General features: G+C 69.2%; 14 protein-coding genes. 3 read left to right on the plus strand and 11 right to left on the minus strand.

Going from position 1 to position 16849, the window contains the following annotated elements:
- Positions 1 to 123: 123 nt before the first annotated feature.
- Positions 124 to 594: a MarR family winged helix-turn-helix transcriptional regulator gene (locus tag VIL76_RS04010; protein ID WP_332043704.1), complete on the plus strand. Its 471-nt coding sequence runs from the start codon at positions 124 to 126 to the stop codon at positions 592 to 594.
- 51 nt (positions 595 to 645) lie between these two features.
- On the opposite strand, the gene metH is transcribed toward VIL76_RS04010, so the two are convergent.
- The 11 genes from metH to VIL76_RS04065 form a co-directional block, all read right to left on the minus strand.
- Positions 646 to 3294, minus strand: coding sequence for a methionine synthase (metH, locus tag VIL76_RS04015; protein ID WP_332043705.1), 2649 nt, complete (start codon positions 3292 to 3294; stop codon positions 646 to 648).
- An 18-nt stretch (positions 3295 to 3312) separates the two neighbouring features.
- Positions 3313 to 3975: a gamma-glutamyl-gamma-aminobutyrate hydrolase family protein gene (locus tag VIL76_RS04020; RefSeq protein ID WP_332043706.1), complete on the minus strand. Its 663-nt coding sequence runs from the start codon at positions 3973 to 3975 to the stop codon at positions 3313 to 3315.
- On the minus strand, positions 3972 to 5036 hold the full coding sequence (locus tag VIL76_RS04025) for a homocysteine S-methyltransferase family protein (RefSeq protein WP_332043707.1): 1065 nt from the start codon (positions 5034 to 5036) through the stop codon (positions 3972 to 3974). The genes VIL76_RS04020 and VIL76_RS04025 overlap by 4 nt, the downstream gene beginning before the upstream one ends.
- The gene (gene metF / locus VIL76_RS04030) at positions 5033 to 5953 is read right to left on the minus strand and encodes a methylenetetrahydrofolate reductase [NAD(P)H] (protein ID WP_332043708.1); all 921 of its coding nucleotides are present in this window, start codon (positions 5951 to 5953) and stop codon (positions 5033 to 5035) included. The genes VIL76_RS04025 and metF overlap by 4 nt, the downstream gene beginning before the upstream one ends.
- On the minus strand, positions 5950 to 6921 hold the full coding sequence (locus tag VIL76_RS04035) for a metalloregulator ArsR/SmtB family transcription factor (protein ID WP_332043709.1): 972 nt from the start codon (positions 6919 to 6921) through the stop codon (positions 5950 to 5952). The genes metF and VIL76_RS04035 overlap by 4 nt, the downstream gene beginning before the upstream one ends.
- A 50-nt stretch (positions 6922 to 6971) precedes the next feature.
- Entirely contained in the window at positions 6972 to 8765 is a 1794-nt protein-coding gene (locus VIL76_RS04040) for a hypothetical protein (protein ID WP_332043710.1), read from the minus strand.
- A 3-nt stretch (positions 8766 to 8768) separates the two neighbouring features.
- Positions 8769 to 10634: a calcium-binding protein gene (locus VIL76_RS04045; RefSeq protein WP_332043711.1), complete on the minus strand. Its 1866-nt coding sequence runs from the start codon at positions 10632 to 10634 to the stop codon at positions 8769 to 8771.
- A gap of 128 nt (positions 10635 to 10762) precedes the next feature.
- Positions 10763 to 12469 (minus strand): calcium-binding protein, encoded by a 1707-nt coding sequence (locus tag VIL76_RS04050; protein ID WP_332043712.1) that lies wholly within the window; start codon positions 12467 to 12469, stop codon positions 10763 to 10765.
- Positions 12470 to 12633: 164 nt separating this feature from the next.
- Positions 12634 to 13596 (minus strand): calcium-binding protein, encoded by a 963-nt coding sequence (locus tag VIL76_RS04055; RefSeq protein ID WP_332043713.1) that lies wholly within the window; start codon positions 13594 to 13596, stop codon positions 12634 to 12636.
- Between the two features lie 81 nt (positions 13597 to 13677).
- On the minus strand, positions 13678 to 15342 hold the full coding sequence (ettA, locus tag VIL76_RS04060) for an energy-dependent translational throttle protein EttA (RefSeq protein ID WP_332043714.1): 1665 nt from the start codon (positions 15340 to 15342) through the stop codon (positions 13678 to 13680).
- A 95-nt stretch (positions 15343 to 15437) separates the two neighbouring features.
- Complete coding sequence (locus VIL76_RS04065; protein WP_332043715.1) at positions 15438 to 15788, minus strand: CC_3452 family protein; 351 nt, start codon at positions 15786 to 15788, stop codon at positions 15438 to 15440.
- A 104-nt stretch (positions 15789 to 15892) separates the two neighbouring features.
- On the opposite strand from VIL76_RS04065, the gene VIL76_RS04070 reads away from it, so the two are divergent.
- The gene (locus VIL76_RS04070) at positions 15893 to 16486 is read left to right on the plus strand and encodes a TetR/AcrR family transcriptional regulator (protein WP_332043716.1); all 594 of its coding nucleotides are present in this window, start codon (positions 15893 to 15895) and stop codon (positions 16484 to 16486) included.
- Positions 16487 to 16572: 86 nt separating this feature from the next.
- The gene (locus VIL76_RS04075) at positions 16573 to 16755 is read left to right on the plus strand and encodes a CsbD family protein (RefSeq protein ID WP_332043717.1); all 183 of its coding nucleotides are present in this window, start codon (positions 16573 to 16575) and stop codon (positions 16753 to 16755) included.
- Positions 16756 to 16849: the final 94 nt, after the last annotated feature.

Below are 16849 nucleotides of genomic sequence, written 5' to 3' on the forward strand. Positions count from 1 at the left end.
CACGTTCCTGCAAACATATCGTAATACGATACCTTACGAGAACGCCCACCTATGGCCCAGGTTCCGCGCATGAACGATGTGGCCGACACCGTGTTGTAGAGCTTGGCGCCCGATGAGATGGAAATGAAGAGCGACGAAACACCCGCGCCCCGAAGCCTTTCCGACGAGGACTATCGCACGCTGGCCGGGTTCCGCCGGCAGCTGCGCCGGTACCTCGCCGCTGTGACCGAAAACGCGCGCCAGGCGGGGCTCACTCACCATCAGCACCAGGCCCTGCTGGCCATTCGCGGAGAATATCCAGAACGCCGCGAAGTGACGGTAGGCGAACTCGCCGGCAACCTGCTGATCAAGCATCACAGCGCGGTGGAACTTGTCGCCCGGCTCGAACAGGCCGGGCTCGTTCGCCGGGACCGCGACCCGGAGAACCGGCGCCGCGCGCTGGTGAGCATCACGCCGGGGGGCGAAGATGTGCTGGAGCGGCTTGCAGAGGCGAGTTTCCGAGAGCTTCGGGCGTTCTCTGGCGTGATGGGCGACCTGGTGCGGCGGCTCACGGAGTTCGAGTCGTCCAATGAGCCTTCGGCGGAAGGGAGTTGAGCCCGCCGGTCTGCGGACGTCTCACGAAGTCCGTTAGCGGTCGTAAGCCCCCTACGCCGGCTCGTAGTTCAGGATGCTCCCCAGCCACCGCTCCACGTCGCGCACGCTCATCCCCTTGCGTCGGGCGTAGTCCTCCACCTGGTCGCGCTCGATGCGGCCGACGCCGAAGTAGTGCGCTTCCGGGTGGGCGAAATACAAACCCGACACCGCAGCCGTCGGCGTCATGGCGTAGCTCTCGGTGAGCTCGATGCCCGTGGCCGCCGTGGCGTCCAGCAGCTTGAACAGGGTGGCCTTCTCGGTGTGGTCGGGCTGGGCGGGGTAGCCCGGCGCAGGGCGAATGCCGCGGTACTTCTCGGCCACCAGCATGTCGATGTCGAACGGCTCGTCGGGGGCGTAGCCCCACAGCTCGGTGCGCACGCGCCGGTGCAGGGCCTCGGCGAAGGCCTCGGCCAGGCGGTCGGCCAGGGAGGTGAACAGGATCGCCGAATAGTCGTCGCCGGCCGCCTTGAACTCGGCCGCGCGCGCCAGCTCGCCGTGGCCGGCGGTGACCGCGAAGCCGCCCACCCAGTCGGGCTTGGTGCCCACCGGCGCCACGAAGTCTGCGAGCGCCACGTTGGCCCCGCCGCCGGACTTCAGCATCTGCTGGCGAAGGGTGTGCAGCCGCCCCAGCTCGCGCTCGCGGCCCTCGTCGGCGTAGAGCACGATGTCGTCGCCGTCGGCGTTGGCCGGCCAGAAGCCCACCACGCCGCGCGCCTCCACCAGCCCCTCCTGGACGATCCGGTCCAGCATCCGCTGGGCGTCCTCGTAGAGGTCGGTGGCCGCCTTGCCGACCACGTCGTCCTGCAGGATGTCGGGGAAGCGGCCCACCAGCTCCCAGCTGGAGAAGAACGGCGTCCAGTCGATGTGCCGCCGAAGCTCGCCGAGGTCGTAGGGCGCGAAGGTCCGCGTCCCCAGGAAGCCCGGCTGCGGCGGATCATAGTCCGTCCAGTCCGGGGTGAAGGCGTTGTCGCGCGCCTCCTTCAGCGTCGCCCGCGCCCGGTTTCCCTGGCCGCGGGCGAACTGCTCGCGCACCTTGACGTACTCGGCCGCCGTCTCCGCCTGGAAGCGCTCCTTCTCGGTGGGCGACAGGAGGTTCGAGACCACGCCCACCGCCCGGCTGGCGTCCAGCACATAGGTCGTCGAACCGCCGGTGTACTTCGGCGCGATCTTCACCGCCGTGTGGGTCTTGGAGGTGGTGGCGCCGCCGATCAGCAGCGGAATCCTGAAGCCCCGCCGCTCCATCTCGCTCGCCACGAAGGCCATCTCGTCGAGGCTGGGCGTGATCAGGCCGGAGAGCCCCACCATGTCCACCTTGTGCTTCTCGGCCTCGTCGAGGATGCGGTCGGCCGGGACCATGACGCCCAGGTCGATGACCTCGTAGTTGTTGCACTGCAGGACCACGCCCACGATGTTCTTGCCGATGTCGTGGACGTCCCCCTTGACGGTGGCCATCAGGATGCGACCGGCGGCCTCGCGCGGCTTGCCTTCCTTCTCCGCCTCCATGAACGGCAGCAGGTAGTTCACCGCCTGCTTCATCACCCGCGCCGACTTCACCACCTGCGGCAGGAACATCTTGCCCGCGCCGAACAGGTCGCCGACCACGTTCATCCCGTCCATCAGCGGGCCTTCGATGACGTGCAGCGGCCGCACCGCCTGCTGGCGCGCCTCCTCGGTGTCGGCCTCGATGAACTCGGTGATCCCGTGCACCAGCGCATGCGTCAGGCGCGCGCCGACGGGGGCGTCGCGCCACTCCAGGCTCGGACCCTTGGCCTCGGATTTGCCGCCCTTGTACTTGGGCGCCAGCTCCAGCAGCCGCTCGGTGTTGGAGATCGGGCCCCGCGCCGGCCGGTTCAGGACCACGTCCTCCACCGCCTCGCGCAGCTCCTCCGGAATGTCGTCATAGACCGGCAGGTCGCCGGCGTTGACGATCCCCATGTCCATGCCCGCGGCGATGGCGTGGTAGAGGAACACCGAGTGGATCGCCCGCCTGACGGGCTCATTCCCCCGGAAGCTGAAGCTCACGTTCGAGACCCCGCCCGAGACCCGCGCGTGGGGCAGCTCGGCCTTGATCCGCTTGGTCGCCTCGATGAAGTCGACCGCGTAGTTGTCGTGCTCCTCGATCCCCGTGGCGATGGCGAAGATGTTGGGGTCGAAGATGATGTCCTCGGGCGGGAAGCCCACCTGATCGACCAGGATCCGGTAGGCGCGCCGGCAGATCTCCACCTTGCGGTCGGCGGTGTCGGCCTGGCCCTGCTCGTCGAAGGCCATGACCACCACGGCGGCCCCGTAGCGCAGGCACTTCACCGCCTGCTCGATGAACTTCGCCTCGCCCTCCTTGAGCGAGATGGAGTTCACGATCGCCTTGCCCTGCACGCACTGCAGCCCGGCCTCGATCACCTCCCACTTGGACGAGTCGATCATCACCGGCACCCGGGCGATGTCGGGCTCGGCGGCGATCAGGTTGAGGAAGGTCTTCATGGCGTGGACGCTGTCGAGCAGCCCCTCGTCCATATTGACGTCCAGCACCTGGGCGCCGGCGTCCACCTGCTGGCGCGCCACGCTCAGCGCCTCGGGATAGTTCCCATCAGCCACCAGCTTACGGAATTTGGCCGAGCCGGTGACGTTGGTCCGCTCGCCGATGTTGACGAATACAGGTCGCATGGGGAGTGGGCTCTAACGCTATCGCTCGCAGGCGTCGATGAGGCCGCGGAACAGGGCCTCTCCAGGGTGGTCCGCAGCATGCAGCTCCTGGTGCCATTGGACACCGAGGGCGAAGCGGGCGCCGGGGAGTTCGATGGCCTCGACGGTCCCGTCCGAGGCGTGGGCCGAGACGACGGTGGAGCCGGGCTCCACGATGGCCTCGTTGTGGAAGGTGTTGACGGTGAGCCGCTCGCCGACCAGCGCCGCCAGCCGCGTGCCCGGCACGGTCAGGACCTCGTGGCTCAGCTCGCGGTCATTGTGGTGGGGGATCTGCGCCGTGACTCGCGCGCCGTTGAGCGCCGCCAGCACCTGCATGCCCGCGCAGATGCCCAGCACCGGCTTGTCGGCGGCAAGGAAGCCCCGCACGAGGCCGATCTCCACCGTCAGCCGATCGTTGGGCGGCGAGGCGGCCGCCGGGCCGACGTACCACTCCGCCGGCATGGCGTAGCGGCCGCCGAGCGTCAGCAGGGCGTCGAAGTCGTCGATGACAGGCGCCACCATGGCCGCCTCGTAGGGCACGCCGAACGGCAGCCCGCCGTTGCGCGCCACGCCGGCGAAATAGCCCTTGGCCGCCTCGTAGCGCGTGCTTCCGGTGGAGGTGTTCTCGTCGAGCAGCACGGCCACCCACGGGCCTCGGCTCATGATGCGAGCTCGAAGGGCTCTAGGCCCGCCAGCCGCATGGCCGTCGGCCGCTCCGCCGGCTGCCGGGGCTTCAGCCCCTTCACCGCCTCGGCGACGTGGCGGATGTGGTCCGGCGTGGTGCCGCAGCAGCCGCCCAGAATGTTGACCAGCCCGTGCTCGGCCCACTCGTGCAGCATGTGGCTCGTCTGGTCCGGGGTCTCGTCGTACTCGCCCATGGCGTTGGGCAGGCCGGCGTTCGGATAGGCCGAAACAAGGGTGTCGGCGATGCGCGCCAGCTCGGCGATGTGCGGGCGCATCAGGTCCGCGCCCAGGGCGCAGTTCAGCCCCACCGCGAAAGGCTTGGCGTGGCGCACCGAGTTCCAGAACGCCTCCACCGTCTGGCCCGACAGCGTGCGGCCCGACCGGTCGGTGATGGTGCCGGAGATCCAGATCGGCAGCGGCTCGTAGCCCTCGTCGGCCAGGTCCATGATCGCCTTGATGGCGGCCTTGCAGTTCAGGGTGTCGGTGATGGTCTCCACCAGGAACAGGTCCACCCCCCCCTCGTGCAGCGCGCGCACCTGCTCAAGATAGGCGGCGTAGACCTGCTCGAAGGTCACCTTCCGCGCGCCCGGATCGTTCACGTCCGAGCTCATCGACAGCATCACCGGCAGCGGTCCGATCGAGCCCGCCACGAACCGCGGCTTGTTCGGCTCCTTCGCCGTCCAGCGGTCCGCCGCCTGCCGCGCCAGCCGCGCGCCGGCCAGGTTGATGTCGGCGACGGCCGCTTCCAGGGCATACTCCCCCTGGCCGATGGAGGTGGCCGAGAAGGTGTTGGTCTCGCTGATGTCGGCGCCGGCGGCGTAGTACTGGTCGTGCAGGTCGGCGACGATGTCCGGCCGGGTCAGGCACAGGACGTCGTTGTTGCCCTTCATCTGCCCCGCATGCGCCGTGAAGCGGTCGCCGCGGTAGTCGGCCTCGTCCAGGCCCCGCTTCTGGATCATCACGCCCCAGGAGCCGTCCAGGATCAGCACGCGCTCCCTGGCCGCGACCTTCAGCGCCGCGATCCGCTCTTGCCTCGTCATGCCGCCGCCTCCTCTGCGGGCTCCGGCTCGCGCACGCCCAGCACCCGGCAGATGGCGTAGGTCAGGTCGGCGCGGTTCAGGGTGTAGAAGTGGAAGTCCGAGAAGCCCTCCTCCGCCAGCCGGGCGCACGTCTCTGTGGCGATGGACGCCGCGATCAGCCGCCGCGTCTCCGGGTCCTTGTCCAGCCCCTCGAACAGGTTGGCCAGCCAGCGCGGTAGCTCGATGCCGATGGGCCCGGCCATCTTCTTCAGGCCCTTGTAGTTGGTCACCGGCATGATCCCCGGCGAGATCGGGATGGTGACGCCCGCCTTGCGCACCCGGTCCATGAACCGCAGGAAGCTGTCGACGTCGAAGAAGAACTGGGTGATCGCCCGGGTCGCCCCGGCGTCGATCTTGGCCTTCAGCACATTGATGTCGTGCTCGATCCCGGGGCTCTCCGGATGCACATGCGGATAGAGCCCGACGCTGACCTCGAAGTCGGCGATCGCCTTGATGCCCGCGGTCAGCTCGGTGGCGTTGCGGTAGCCGTCGGCGCGCGGCGTGTAGGCGCCGCCGATCTGCCCCGGCGGATCGCCGCGCAGCGCCACGATGTGGCGGATGCCGCTCTCCCAGTAGTCGCGGATCACCTCGTCCACCTGCTCGCGCGAGGCCTCAACGCAGGTCAGGTGCGCCGCCGGCTTGAGGGTGGTCTCCTTCAGCATACGGAGCACCGTCCGGTGCGTCCTGTCCCGCGTCGACCCGCCCGCCCCGTAGGTCACCGATACGAACGACGGGTTCAGCGGCTCCAGCCGGCGGATCGCTTCCCAGAGACTCTCTTCCGCTTCAGGAGTCTTCGGCGGCGAGAACTCGAACGAGACGTTGGGACGCGGCGTCCCGCCCACGCCGGCGCGGGCGACGGGTCCGAGCGCGGAGGTCATGCGGCGCTCCTTTGGCGTGCGCGGCCCGGCTCGGCCGCCCAGATCTTGACGGTGAGGCCCTCAGTCCGGGCCGGCGGCAGGGCGTCGACCTCGACCTTCGTGAGGCCGGCCTCGGCAAGCCACCGCTTCATCTCGCCATCCGCGAAGCCCAGGCGGCGATGCTGGTGCTGCTCGCGCAGGTACTCGAGCTTGTGCGGGGCGAAGTCGACGATCAGCAGCTTGCCGCCGGGCGCCACGAGCCGGGCGGCCTCCTTCACGGCCGCGGCCGGGTCGGCGAGGTAGTGCAGCACCTGGTGGACGACCACGAGGTCGGCGTATTCGCTTGGCAGGCGCGTGGCGAAGATGTCGCCGTGGCGCAGCTCGCAGCCGGCCAGCCCCGCCTCCGCCACGTGGTTGCGCGCGATGTTCAGCATCTGCTGCGACAGGTCGAGGCCCAGCGCCTGCCCGGCCTTGGGGCCCAGCAGGGTCAGCATGCGCCCGGTGCCCGAGCCCAGGTCCACCAGCCGGTGGAACGGCCCCGTCCCGGCGGCGGCCAGGATCGCCGTCTCCACGGCGGCCTCGGATACGTACAGCGAGCGGATCTCGTCCCAACGGGCGGCGTTGCGCGCGAAGTACTCGCCGGCGTCTGCGGCCCGCTCCGCCCAGACCGCCGAAAGCCGCTCGGCGTCGCGGGTCAGCACCGGGTCGGCCGCGTCGATCCTGGCCAGAATCTCGCCGATCAGTTCCGCCGCCTGCCCGCCGTGCGTCAGGCGGTAGAACACCCAGGCGCCGTCGGGGAATCTCTCCACAAGGCCGGCCTCGGCCAGCAGCTTCAGGTGGCGGGAGACCCGCGGCTGGCTCTGGTCGATCACCCGGCAGAGCTCGAGCACCGCCAGCTCCTCGCGGGCGAGCAGCGCCAGGATGCGCAGGCGCGTCGGCTCGCCTGCCGCGCGCAGCACGTCAACAGCCTGGTCAGCCCTGAGCCTCATCAGGGCATATAAAGATATCTTTATGTCTTTAAGTCAAGACCCGGGCCGCGTCAGGCGCCGAAGATCCAGCCCTCCGGCAGGCCGGACATCTGCACGCCGACCAGCACCATCCGCCCTGTCGTAGCGCCGCCGGCGTCGACGACGTCGACCAGGGTGTCGGCGCCGGACTGATAGGCGTTGTAGCGGGTGCCGGCGAGCAGGAAGACCCGGTCGCCCTCGGCGGCGTTGAAGTCGCCCACGAAGTCCATGCCCGCGCCGTCGAAGGTGTGGAATGTGTCGGCCCCGGCGCCGCCGAACAGCTGATCGTCGCCACGGTCGCCGCTGACCCAGTCCCGGCCCGCCCCGCCACGGACGATGTCGGCGCCTTGTCCGCCGCGGACCACGTCTTCGCCCGATCCGCCGTCGATGGTGTCGGAGCCCAGGTTGCCGAGCGAAACGTCCCCGCCGTCCTCGCCGAACAGCAGGTCGTCGTCCTTGCCGCCCACGACCCAATCGTCGCCCGCCCCGCCGTGGACGGTGTCGTTGCCCAAGTTGCCGTGGGCGTCGTCCGTATCGGCCCCACCCATGATCCAGTCGTCGCCGTCATCGCCGCGCAGGAAGTTGCCGCCTGAGCCGCCGACCAAGCTGTCCGCGCCGCCGCGGCCGAACATCATGTCCGCCCCCGCGCCGCCGTTCAGCGTCTCTGCGCCGAGTGCGCCTGCGATGGTGTCGGCGAAGGCGCTGCCCAGCGCGCGTTCGATGCTGCTGAGGGTGTCCCCGCCGGCCCGGGCCAGGTCGAACTGCGCATCGACGCCCGCCGCCGCGGCTGCGAAGGACACGGTGTCGAAGCCGAGCCCTCCGTCCAGGAAGTCCACGTCGTCGCCGCCGGCCAGCACATCGTCCCCGGCCGCCCCGAGGAGGGTGTCGGCGCCAGCGTCGCCGGACAGGGTCTCGCCCAGCGCACCGCCGGAGATCGAGTCCGACCCGGCGCCACCCGAGACGCTTCCGAACAGCTGCCCCAGGTCGCCCACGTAGATGTCGTCGTTCGCGCCGAGGCTGACGGCCCCGCGGATCTCGCCGGTGTTGACGAAGCGGTCCTCGCCCGTGTCGAGCAAGACGTCGCCCAGCAGCCGGCCGCTGTTCTCATAGCGAAAGCCGACGCCGGCCTGGGAGAGGTTGTGGCTCGGGTTCTGCAGGGCGATCTCGCCCTCGATCACACCTTGGTTGGTCCAGGTCCCGTCATTGCCGCCCCGCCAGAGCGAGACGCCCACTGAGCGGACGCTCGGGTCGGCATCGGTCGCCCGGATCGTACCGGTGTTGTGGAAGTCCCTGGCCCAGCCAGCGAAGTTCACCCCGTAGGACGGATAGCCGGCGCCGCCGAACACCTCGATAGTCCCGGTGTTGGTGAAAGTGGGGAAGTTGTTGAGCCGCAGCCCCAGCCCATCTCCGGTGGCCGAGGTCACCACGATCCGGCCGTGGTTCTCGAAGACCCCGTAGGAATCGTAGCTGCTCACCCCATGCACCTGGCCACGCCCGCCGACCTCCAGCAGGCCGCGGTTCACGAAGTGCATGCCGAAGCTGCCGGAGCTCAGGCCGGTGGCGAAGTCGAGCTGGTTTATGACCCGCACCACACCGGTCGCTGCGATCTCGATCGTCGGATCGTGCAGGTTGCTGGTCGTGATCCCGACAAGCCAGCTCCCGCCCTGCCCGCCGGCAGCGAACCGCGTGACGCTGAGCGTGCCTTCCACGACCATCGACGCGGTCTGCGGACCGAAGAACGGCGGATAGAGCTCCGGCCCGTACTCGTTCTGGAAGTGCAGGGTCTCGCCGACCTGGATGCGGACGTCGCCGCGCATGATCGCCATGGATTACGCTCCGAAAATCCAGCCTTGCGGCAGGGTCGACATCTGCACCCCCACCAGCACCATGTGCCCGGTCACCGCGCCGCCGGAAAGCACGTCGATCACCGTGTCCGCACCGGCCTGATAGGCTGTGTACTGCGTTCCGGTCAGCAGGAAGACCCGATCTCCCTCCGCCGCGTTGAAGTCTGTCACCCGGTCCAGGGCCGCGCCGTCGAAGGTGTGGAAGATGTCCGCACCCGTCCCGCCAGTGAGCGTGTCGTCACCCCGGTCGCCCGAGATCCAGTCGTTGCCGCCGTCGCCGCGCAGGATGTCCGAGCCCTGGCCGCCGCGCATGATGTCGAGCGCGTCGCCGCCTTCCAGCGTGTCTGATCCCAGGTTGCCCAGCACCACGTCGCTGCCGGCGTCGCCGTAGAGCGCGTCGTCGTCCTTTCCTCCGACCACCCAGTCGTCGCCGGCGCCGCCGCGGACGGTGTCGTTGCCCTCGTTGCCGTGCGCGTCGTCGAACGCCGCGCCGCCGGTGATGGCGTCGTTGCCCAGCCCGCCGCGCAGGAAGTTGGCGCCGCCGAAGTCGATGATGCTGTCGTCACCTGCCCCCGCGAGGATGGTGTCGTTTCCGAAGAGGAAGAAGCCCTCGCGGTCGGCCGTGACCGTGTCGTTGCCGCCGCCGGTGTCCATCCAGTCGTCCTGGTAGTTGCCGAGGTAGCGCTCGGCGACGTCGCCGCCGTGCATTCGCGCGCTGGTCTGGTCGTAGTCGACCACCTGGATGTTCAGCGCCACGACGCCGGGGCCGGCGTGGTCCTGGTTTACGTAGACGTCAGGGATGCGCCAGTCGCGCAGCCACAGGGTGTTGGTCCCCGCGCCGCCGTCGAAGACGATGCGATCGGTCGCATTGAAGCCGCCGACGCTCAGCCGGTCGTCGCCGGCGCCGCCGGAGACGGTCTGCAGCACCTGCGCGCCCTCGTCCCAGAACTCGTAGGGGCGGGCGGCCGAGATCGTGTCGGCACCGTCGCCGCCATCCGCCACGGCGTCGAAGATGCTGGCGTCGACATAGTCGTTGCCGGCGCCGCCCAGCAGGGTGTCCGAGAGCGGCTTCACCGGCGCATAGGGATCGATGATGTGGCCCTGCAGCGAGTCGTCGCCGTCGCCGCCCTCCAGCCGGTCCGCCCCGTTGTGGCCCAGGAGCACGTCGTTGCCCGCGCCGCCGATCAGGGTGTTGCTGGCGGCGTCGCTCATGCGCAGGTCGCTGACGAAGGCCGCCGTCAGGCTGTCGTTCCCGTCCCCGCCGTCCAGCAGGTCGGCGCCCGCCTGACCCGCCAGGATGTCGTCGTCGCCGCGGCCGATCAGGGTGTCGGCGCCGTCGAAGCCGTTCAGGCGGTTCTTGCCGGCGTCGCCCGAGATCCGGTCGTCGAACGACGAGCCGCCGACGCCTTCGATGTTGCGGATGGTGTCGACGCCCCAGCCGGTGTTCTGGGCGCCGGTGATCAGGAGATCGACGGTCACCGCGGCCGGTGCGCCGTTGAACGAGAGGTTGTCGCTCCCCCAGAACTCGGCCGGTCCGGTGAAATCGTATTCGTCCCCGGCGCCGCCATCGATGTAGTCGTCGCCCGCCCCGCCGCTGAAGCCGTCGCGACCCCCGCCGCCGAGCAGGGTGTCGTTCCCGTCACCGCCATAGACGCCGTCGACGCCGTCGCCGCCGTCCAGCTTGTCGTCGCCGGCCTCGCCCTCGAGCAGGTCGGCGTCCGCGCCGCCCTCGATCGTGTCGTTGCCCGCCCCGCCGTGCAGCCGGTCGTAGCCGCCCAGCCCCTGCAGCAGGTCGTCCTCGGCGCCGCCGTTCAGGGTGTCATTGCCAGCCGTGCCGAGATAGGCGCCCATGGTCTTCACTCACGCATGCGAATGGGCGCGCAGGCCCCCAACTTGGCGCGTTTCTTAACGGCATTATCATGACTGTAAGATGACGGAGCTTGGCTTTAAACTGTTGTTCTTACAGCGCTTCCGGCGCTCTAGGGCCCGAAGATCCATCCCGTCGGCAGGCCGGAGAGCTGGACGCCGACGAGCACAAGCTGGCCGCCCTCAGCCCCAGTGACGGTAACCACCGTGTCCGCGCCGACCTGCGCCGTTGAATACTGCGTCCCGGGCAGGAGGTAGACCCGGTCGCCCTCCGCGGAATTGAAGTCGGTCACGCGGTCCACGCCCGCGCCGTCAAAGGTGTGGAAGATGTCGGCGCCCGACCCGCCGGTCATGGTGTCCGTTCCGCGATCGCCGGAAATCCAGTCGTTGCCGACCCCGCCGCGGACGATGTCGTCGGCCTGGCCGCCTCGAACGACATCGTTTCCCTCGCCCCCGTCGAGCGTGTCCGTGCCCAGATTGCCGAGCACCACGTCACCGCCGCTGTCACCGGACAGGAGGTCGTTATCCTTGCCCCCGACAACCCAGTCGTCGCCCGCCCCGCCCTCGACGGTGTCGTTGCCCATGTTGCCGTGGGCGTCGTCGGTGTCCGCGCCGCCTTTGATCCAGTCGTCGCCGTCCTCCCCGCGCAGGAAGTTGGCGCCCGAGGCGTCGTCTATAGTGTCGTTGCCGCCGCCGCCGAACACCCGGTCCGCCCCGGTCCAGCCGCTGAGCTCGTCGTCACCTTCGAGCCCGTTCAGCAGGTCGTCGCCCGGGTCGCCTTCCAGGTAGTTGCCCTGTGCGTCGCCGGTCAGGGTGTCGCCGAACTCCGAGCCCCAGATCCCCTCGATACCGGTGAGCACGTCCAGTCCGCCGCCGGTTTGCTGTGCGCTTGTGATGCGCAGGTCGATGGTGAGCGCCCCTTCGGCGTCGCTGTAGTCGACCCCGTCGAAGCCGGCGCCTCCGTCCAGCTGGTCGGCCCCCGGGCCGCCGGACAGCCAGTCGTCTCCGGCCTGGCCGCGGAGGACGTCCTGACCGGCCAACCCGATCAGGAAGTCATCGCCGCCGGCGCCGTCCATCTCGTCGACGCCATCGCCGCCTATGACGGCGTCGTTGTTGGCGCCGCCATGGATGCGTGATCCAAGTTCGCCCACGATCACCAGCTCGGCGCCGTCGACGCGGTAGTGGCCGGCCGGCGCGGCCTGGTCGAGCCAGACCTCGTCGAAGGCCTCCACTTCGTTGAGGAAGACGATGTCGTTCCCGGCGCCGGCGTCGATGCGGTCAATCCCGTCCCCGGCGAGGATCAGGTCGTCGCCGCCGCCGCCGCTCAAGGTGTCGGCGCCTGGCCCGCCGATCAGCAAGTCCGCGGAGTTTCCGGGGCCGCCGTGAAGCACGTCGGGGCCGCTGTCGCCGTCGATCACGTCTTCGGCAGCGCTTCCCGTGATCGTATCGCCGTCCAACGAGCCGAGGAACTCCACGCCCGAGGCGCCGATCAGCCCCAGCGCACTCAGGCTGGTGGCGAGGGGCAGATCGTCCACGACGCACACGAGGAATCCGGACGGATCGTAGAGCTCCACCTGCGCGATAGCCCCATGGAACGGGATGCCGGCGACCGCGGACGTGGTGAAGGTGTCGACGGCGGTCAGTTCGACCCGCCAGCCGGCCATGCCGGACTCCGTCGTGCCGACCAGCACAGCGCGGCTGGACCCTACCGACTGCACGGTATATCGGCCGGAGTTGATAATGGCGCGCAGCCAGTCCCCGTTGAGCACCGCAAAATCGGCGTTGAAGACCAGCGGCCGCTCGAATGTGATCGTCGTCATGGGCCGCCTCCTTCCATGGTCGCATCGGATCGCGCCGCGCGCGTCGTGCGACCTTGGCCCTACGGAGGCGCCGTTAACGGTATCCTGGCTCTCGCACCCCCACCCCGGCTTTAAAGTGACGCTCGGGAAGACGGTTCGTCAACCGTGCACGGAAGGTGCGCGCCTCAGACGCCGAAGATCCAGCCGGCGGGAAGCGAGCCGAGGGTGACGCCGGAGAGCACGATCTGGCCCCCCTCTGCGCCGGTGACGGTGATCACCGTGTCGGCGCCCACTTGGGCGACCGAATACTGGGTCCCGGGCAGCAGGTAGACCCGGTCGCCGTCGGCGGCGTTGAAGTCCGTCACCCGGTCCACGCCGGCCCCGTCGAAGGTGTGGAAGATGTCCGCGCCGGACCCGCCGGTCATGGTGTCGGCGCCGCGGTCGCCGGAGATCCAGTCGTTGCCGGCGCCGCCGAGCACCAGGTCGTCGCCCTGGCCGCCGCGGATCACGTCGAGGTCGTCGCCGCCCTCGAGCGTGTCGTTGCCGAGGTTGCCGAGCACAACGTCGGAGCCGGCGTCGCCGGAGAGCCGGTCGCCGTCCTTGCCGCCCACGACCCAGTCGCCGCCCTCGCCGCCCGCCAGCGTGTCGGCGCCCATGTTCCCCTGCAGGTAGTCGAAGTCGCCGCCGCCGGAGAGGCTGTCGTCGCCCGCGTCCCCCTTCAGCAGGTCGAGGCCGGCTCCGCCGGAGAGCGTGTCCTGGCCTGCGCCGCCCGTCACGCTGTCGTCGCCGAACGAACCCAGGAGGTCCATCGCCAGGCTCGAGAAGTAGCTTCCGTCCAGCACCGCGGCGATGGTGGCGCCCGCCCCAAGGCCGGAGATCGTCCCGATCTGCGCCCCGGTCGGGTCCAGCAGCCGCACCTCGCCAATCACGCCCGACACGAACGGAGAACTGAGCGTCAGCCCGAAGCTGGTCTGTGGCAGGACCACCACCCGGTAGCCGGCGATGGCGGTCCCCGCGCGCCCGGCGATCACCACCTGGCTCGAGGAGGCGGACTCGATCTTCACGCTCGCCAGTAGGTCCGTCAGCGCGCTGAGCCAGTCCGCGCCGATGTCGAACGGCAGCGGCTCGGTAAGGGTGATCGTGGCCATCGAACGCGCTCCAGGGGCAGGCTTGCCGCCCCACACTGCTACCAAGCCTCTAAGGTATTATAATCGCGGCGGGTCGTCGCCCTACCGGGTGAATTTCTGGAACTTGATGCGGTGGGGGATGAGGCTGTCGGCGCCCAGGCGGCGCTTCTTGTCGTCCTCATAGGCTTCGAAATTGCCCTCGAACCACTCCACCTTGCTGTCGCCCTCGAAGGCTAGGATGTGGGTGGCCAGGCGGTCGAGGAAGAAGCGGTCGTGGCTGATCACCACGGCGCAGCCGGGGAAATCCTCCAGTGCGCTCTCGAGCGCGCCCAGGGTCTCCACGTCCAGGTCGTTGGTGGGCTCGTCGAGCATCAGGACGTTGCCGCCCGAAGCCAGGGTCTTGGCCAGGTGCACGCGGTTGCGCTCGCCGCCGGAGAGCAGGCCGACCTTCTTCTGCTGGTCGGCGCCCTTGAAGTTGAACGAGCCGACATAGGCGCGCGACGGGATCTCGCGCGTCCCGACCTTCATGATGTCGAGGCCGCCAGAGATCTCCTGCCAGACGTTGTTGTTCGGATTGAGGGTGTCGCGGCTCTGGTCGACGTAGGCCAGCTTCACGGTCTCGCCCAGCCGGACGCTTCCCTGGTCGGGCTTCTCCTGGCCGGTGATGATCTTGAACAGCGTGGTCTTGCCGGCGCCATTCGGTCCGATCACGCCCACGATGCCGCCCGGCGGCAGCTTGAACGACAGGTTCTTGAACAGGACCTTGTCGCCGTACTCCTTCTCCAGGTTCTCGGCCTCGATCACCACGTTGCCGAGCCGCGGACCCGGCGGGATCTGGATCTGGGCGAAGGTCTGCTTGGCGTTCTCCGCGGCGTTCTGCAGCTCGTCGAAGGCCGCCAGGCGAGCCTTGGACTTGGTGCGCCGCGCCGAGGGCGAGGAGCGCACCCAGGCCAGCTCCCGCTCGATCGTGCGCTTCTTGCCGGCCTCCTCGCGCTCCTCCTGGGCCAGGCGCTTGGTCTTGGCCTCCAGCCAGGACGAGTAGTTGCCCTCGTGCGGCAGGCCCTTGCCGCGGTCCAGCTCCAGCGTCCACTTGGTGACCTGGTCGAGGAAGTAGCGGTCGTGGGTGACCAGGATCACGCAGCCCGGGAAGGCCTCCAGGTGGTGCTGCAGCCAGGCGACGCTCTCGGCGTCCAGGTGGTTGGTGGGCTCGTCCAGCAGCAGCATGTCGGGCTTCGACAGCAGCAGGCGCGCCAGCGCCACGCGGCGGCGCTCGCCGCCAGACAGCTTGTCCACTGGCCAGTCGTTGGGCGGGCAGCGCAGGGCGTCCATGGCCATCTCGATCTTCGAGTCGATGTCCCAGAGGTCGCCGGCGTCCAGCTTCTCCTGGAGCGCGGTCATCTCCTCCATCAGCTCGTCGGAGTAGTCCTCGCCGAGCTTGGCCGCGACCTCATTGTACTTGTCGAAGATCTGCTTTTCTTCGCACCAGGCGATGACGTTGCCCCAGACGTTCAGCGCGTTGTCGAGCTGCGGCTCCTGCTCCAGGTAGCCGCGCTTCACCCCCTCAGCCGCCCAGGCCTCGCCGGAGAACTCCTTGTCGATCCCCGCCATGATCTTGAGCAGGCTCGACTTGCCCGAGCCGTTGACGCCCACGACGCCGATCTTCGCGTCCGGGTAGAAGCTGAGCCAGATGTTCTCGAACAGCTTCTTCGGCGCGCCGGGATAGGCCTTGGTCAGGCCCTGCATCTGGAAAATGTACTGCTGCGCCATGGGGCGGGTGTGCTCGCGGGGAAAGTGGGGAAGTCGGCGCGAGCAGATAGCTTCCGCCCGCCGTCGGCGCAACGGCGGGCGGCGCTAAAGCGGGATTACTTCTGCGCCAGCGCGCTGTCGCCGGCCTTGGCCGCGGCGGCGCTGTTGCAGACCCGCAGGTTGCCCCCGGTGACCTCGCGGCCGCGAGTGACGTAGCTGGCCAGCGGACCCACCTGGGCCGCCACCTTCTTGCACTCGCGCACGGGGTTATCGAGGCTGGTCCGATGCTCCGCGGCGCCGACGCACTTGTCGGCTTCGCACGTCCAGGTGACGCCGGAGATCACCGCCTGGGTGGGCTGGGCGACCGGCGCGGCCAGGGTGGCTTGGGCCCGAAATGCGGCCGGGGCTGCATACGCAGAACTGGAGGCCAGCAGCGCCAGAGCGGCCGCGGCCCCGAAAATCTTCAAGCTTTGCATTCTCGTGTCCCTTCGATTAGAAAAGAGCACGACCGGTCGCTAACGAGAAAAGAGCACGATCGGTCACTTACTGTCAAGCAAGGGAGGCTTGGCTTTTGCGCAAGGGCGACGCGACACGCGCACGGATCCTCGACGAGGCCGCCAAGCAGGTGGCCGTGCGGGGCCTGGAGTCCGCCAGCCTGGGCGACGTCGCCGAGGCCGTGGGCCTGTCGAAGAGCGGGCTCTTCAAGCACTTCGACTCCAAGGAGGCGATGCAGCTCGCGGTCGTCGAGCAGGTGCAGCGCCGCTTCACCGAGTTCACCTGGACGGCCGCCGAGGCGCTGCCCCCGGGCCGGGCGCGGCTTGAAGCCATCTTCGAGCGCTGGCTCGACTGGGCCGAGAGCGAATGGGCCGAGCACGGCTGCCCGATCGTCGCGCTCTCCGTCGAGCTGGACGACCAGCCCGGCCCCGTGCGCGACCAGCTGCAGAAGGGTCTCATGCAGTGGCGGCGCACGCTGGTGCGCGAGTTCCAGGCCCTCGCCGACCCGCCGCTCTCCGAGGACGAGGCGGCGAACGCCTACTTCCAGATGAAGAGCTTCGTGCTCGGCCACTCCGAGGCGCGCCGCCTGCTGGGCGATCCGAACGCCCGGGCGTCGGCCCTGTCGGCCTTCCGCAGCCTCGTGGACCGCACCGCCCGCCAGGCGGCCTAGGAACAACCGCCCTATCTTTTGGTTGTCGCCGGCGAACGGGAACGGCGCGCGAGCCGTTCTCTCGCTGACACGCGAAAGGACGACCGATGCACAAGGACGAGATGAAGGGCGCCGCGAAGGACGCCAAGGGCGAGATCAAGGAAGCCGCCGGCAAGCTGACCGGCGACGAGCGCCTGGAAGCCGAAGGCAACACCGATCAGGCCGCCGGCAAGCTCCAGAAGGGCGTCGGCAACATCAAGGAAGCCGCCCGCGACGCGCTGAAGCACTAATCGCTCGGGTCCGGCCTCCTTCCCCGAACGGCGGCGTTGAGACGCCTGAGGACGCCGCCGCTTGAGAGGCCTGACCTCCGAGCCGAGGGCCGCG

It is taken from the genome of Phenylobacterium sp. (assembly GCF_036563285.1).
In the GTDB taxonomy this organism is placed as follows: Bacteria; Pseudomonadota; Alphaproteobacteria; order Caulobacterales; family Caulobacteraceae; genus Phenylobacterium.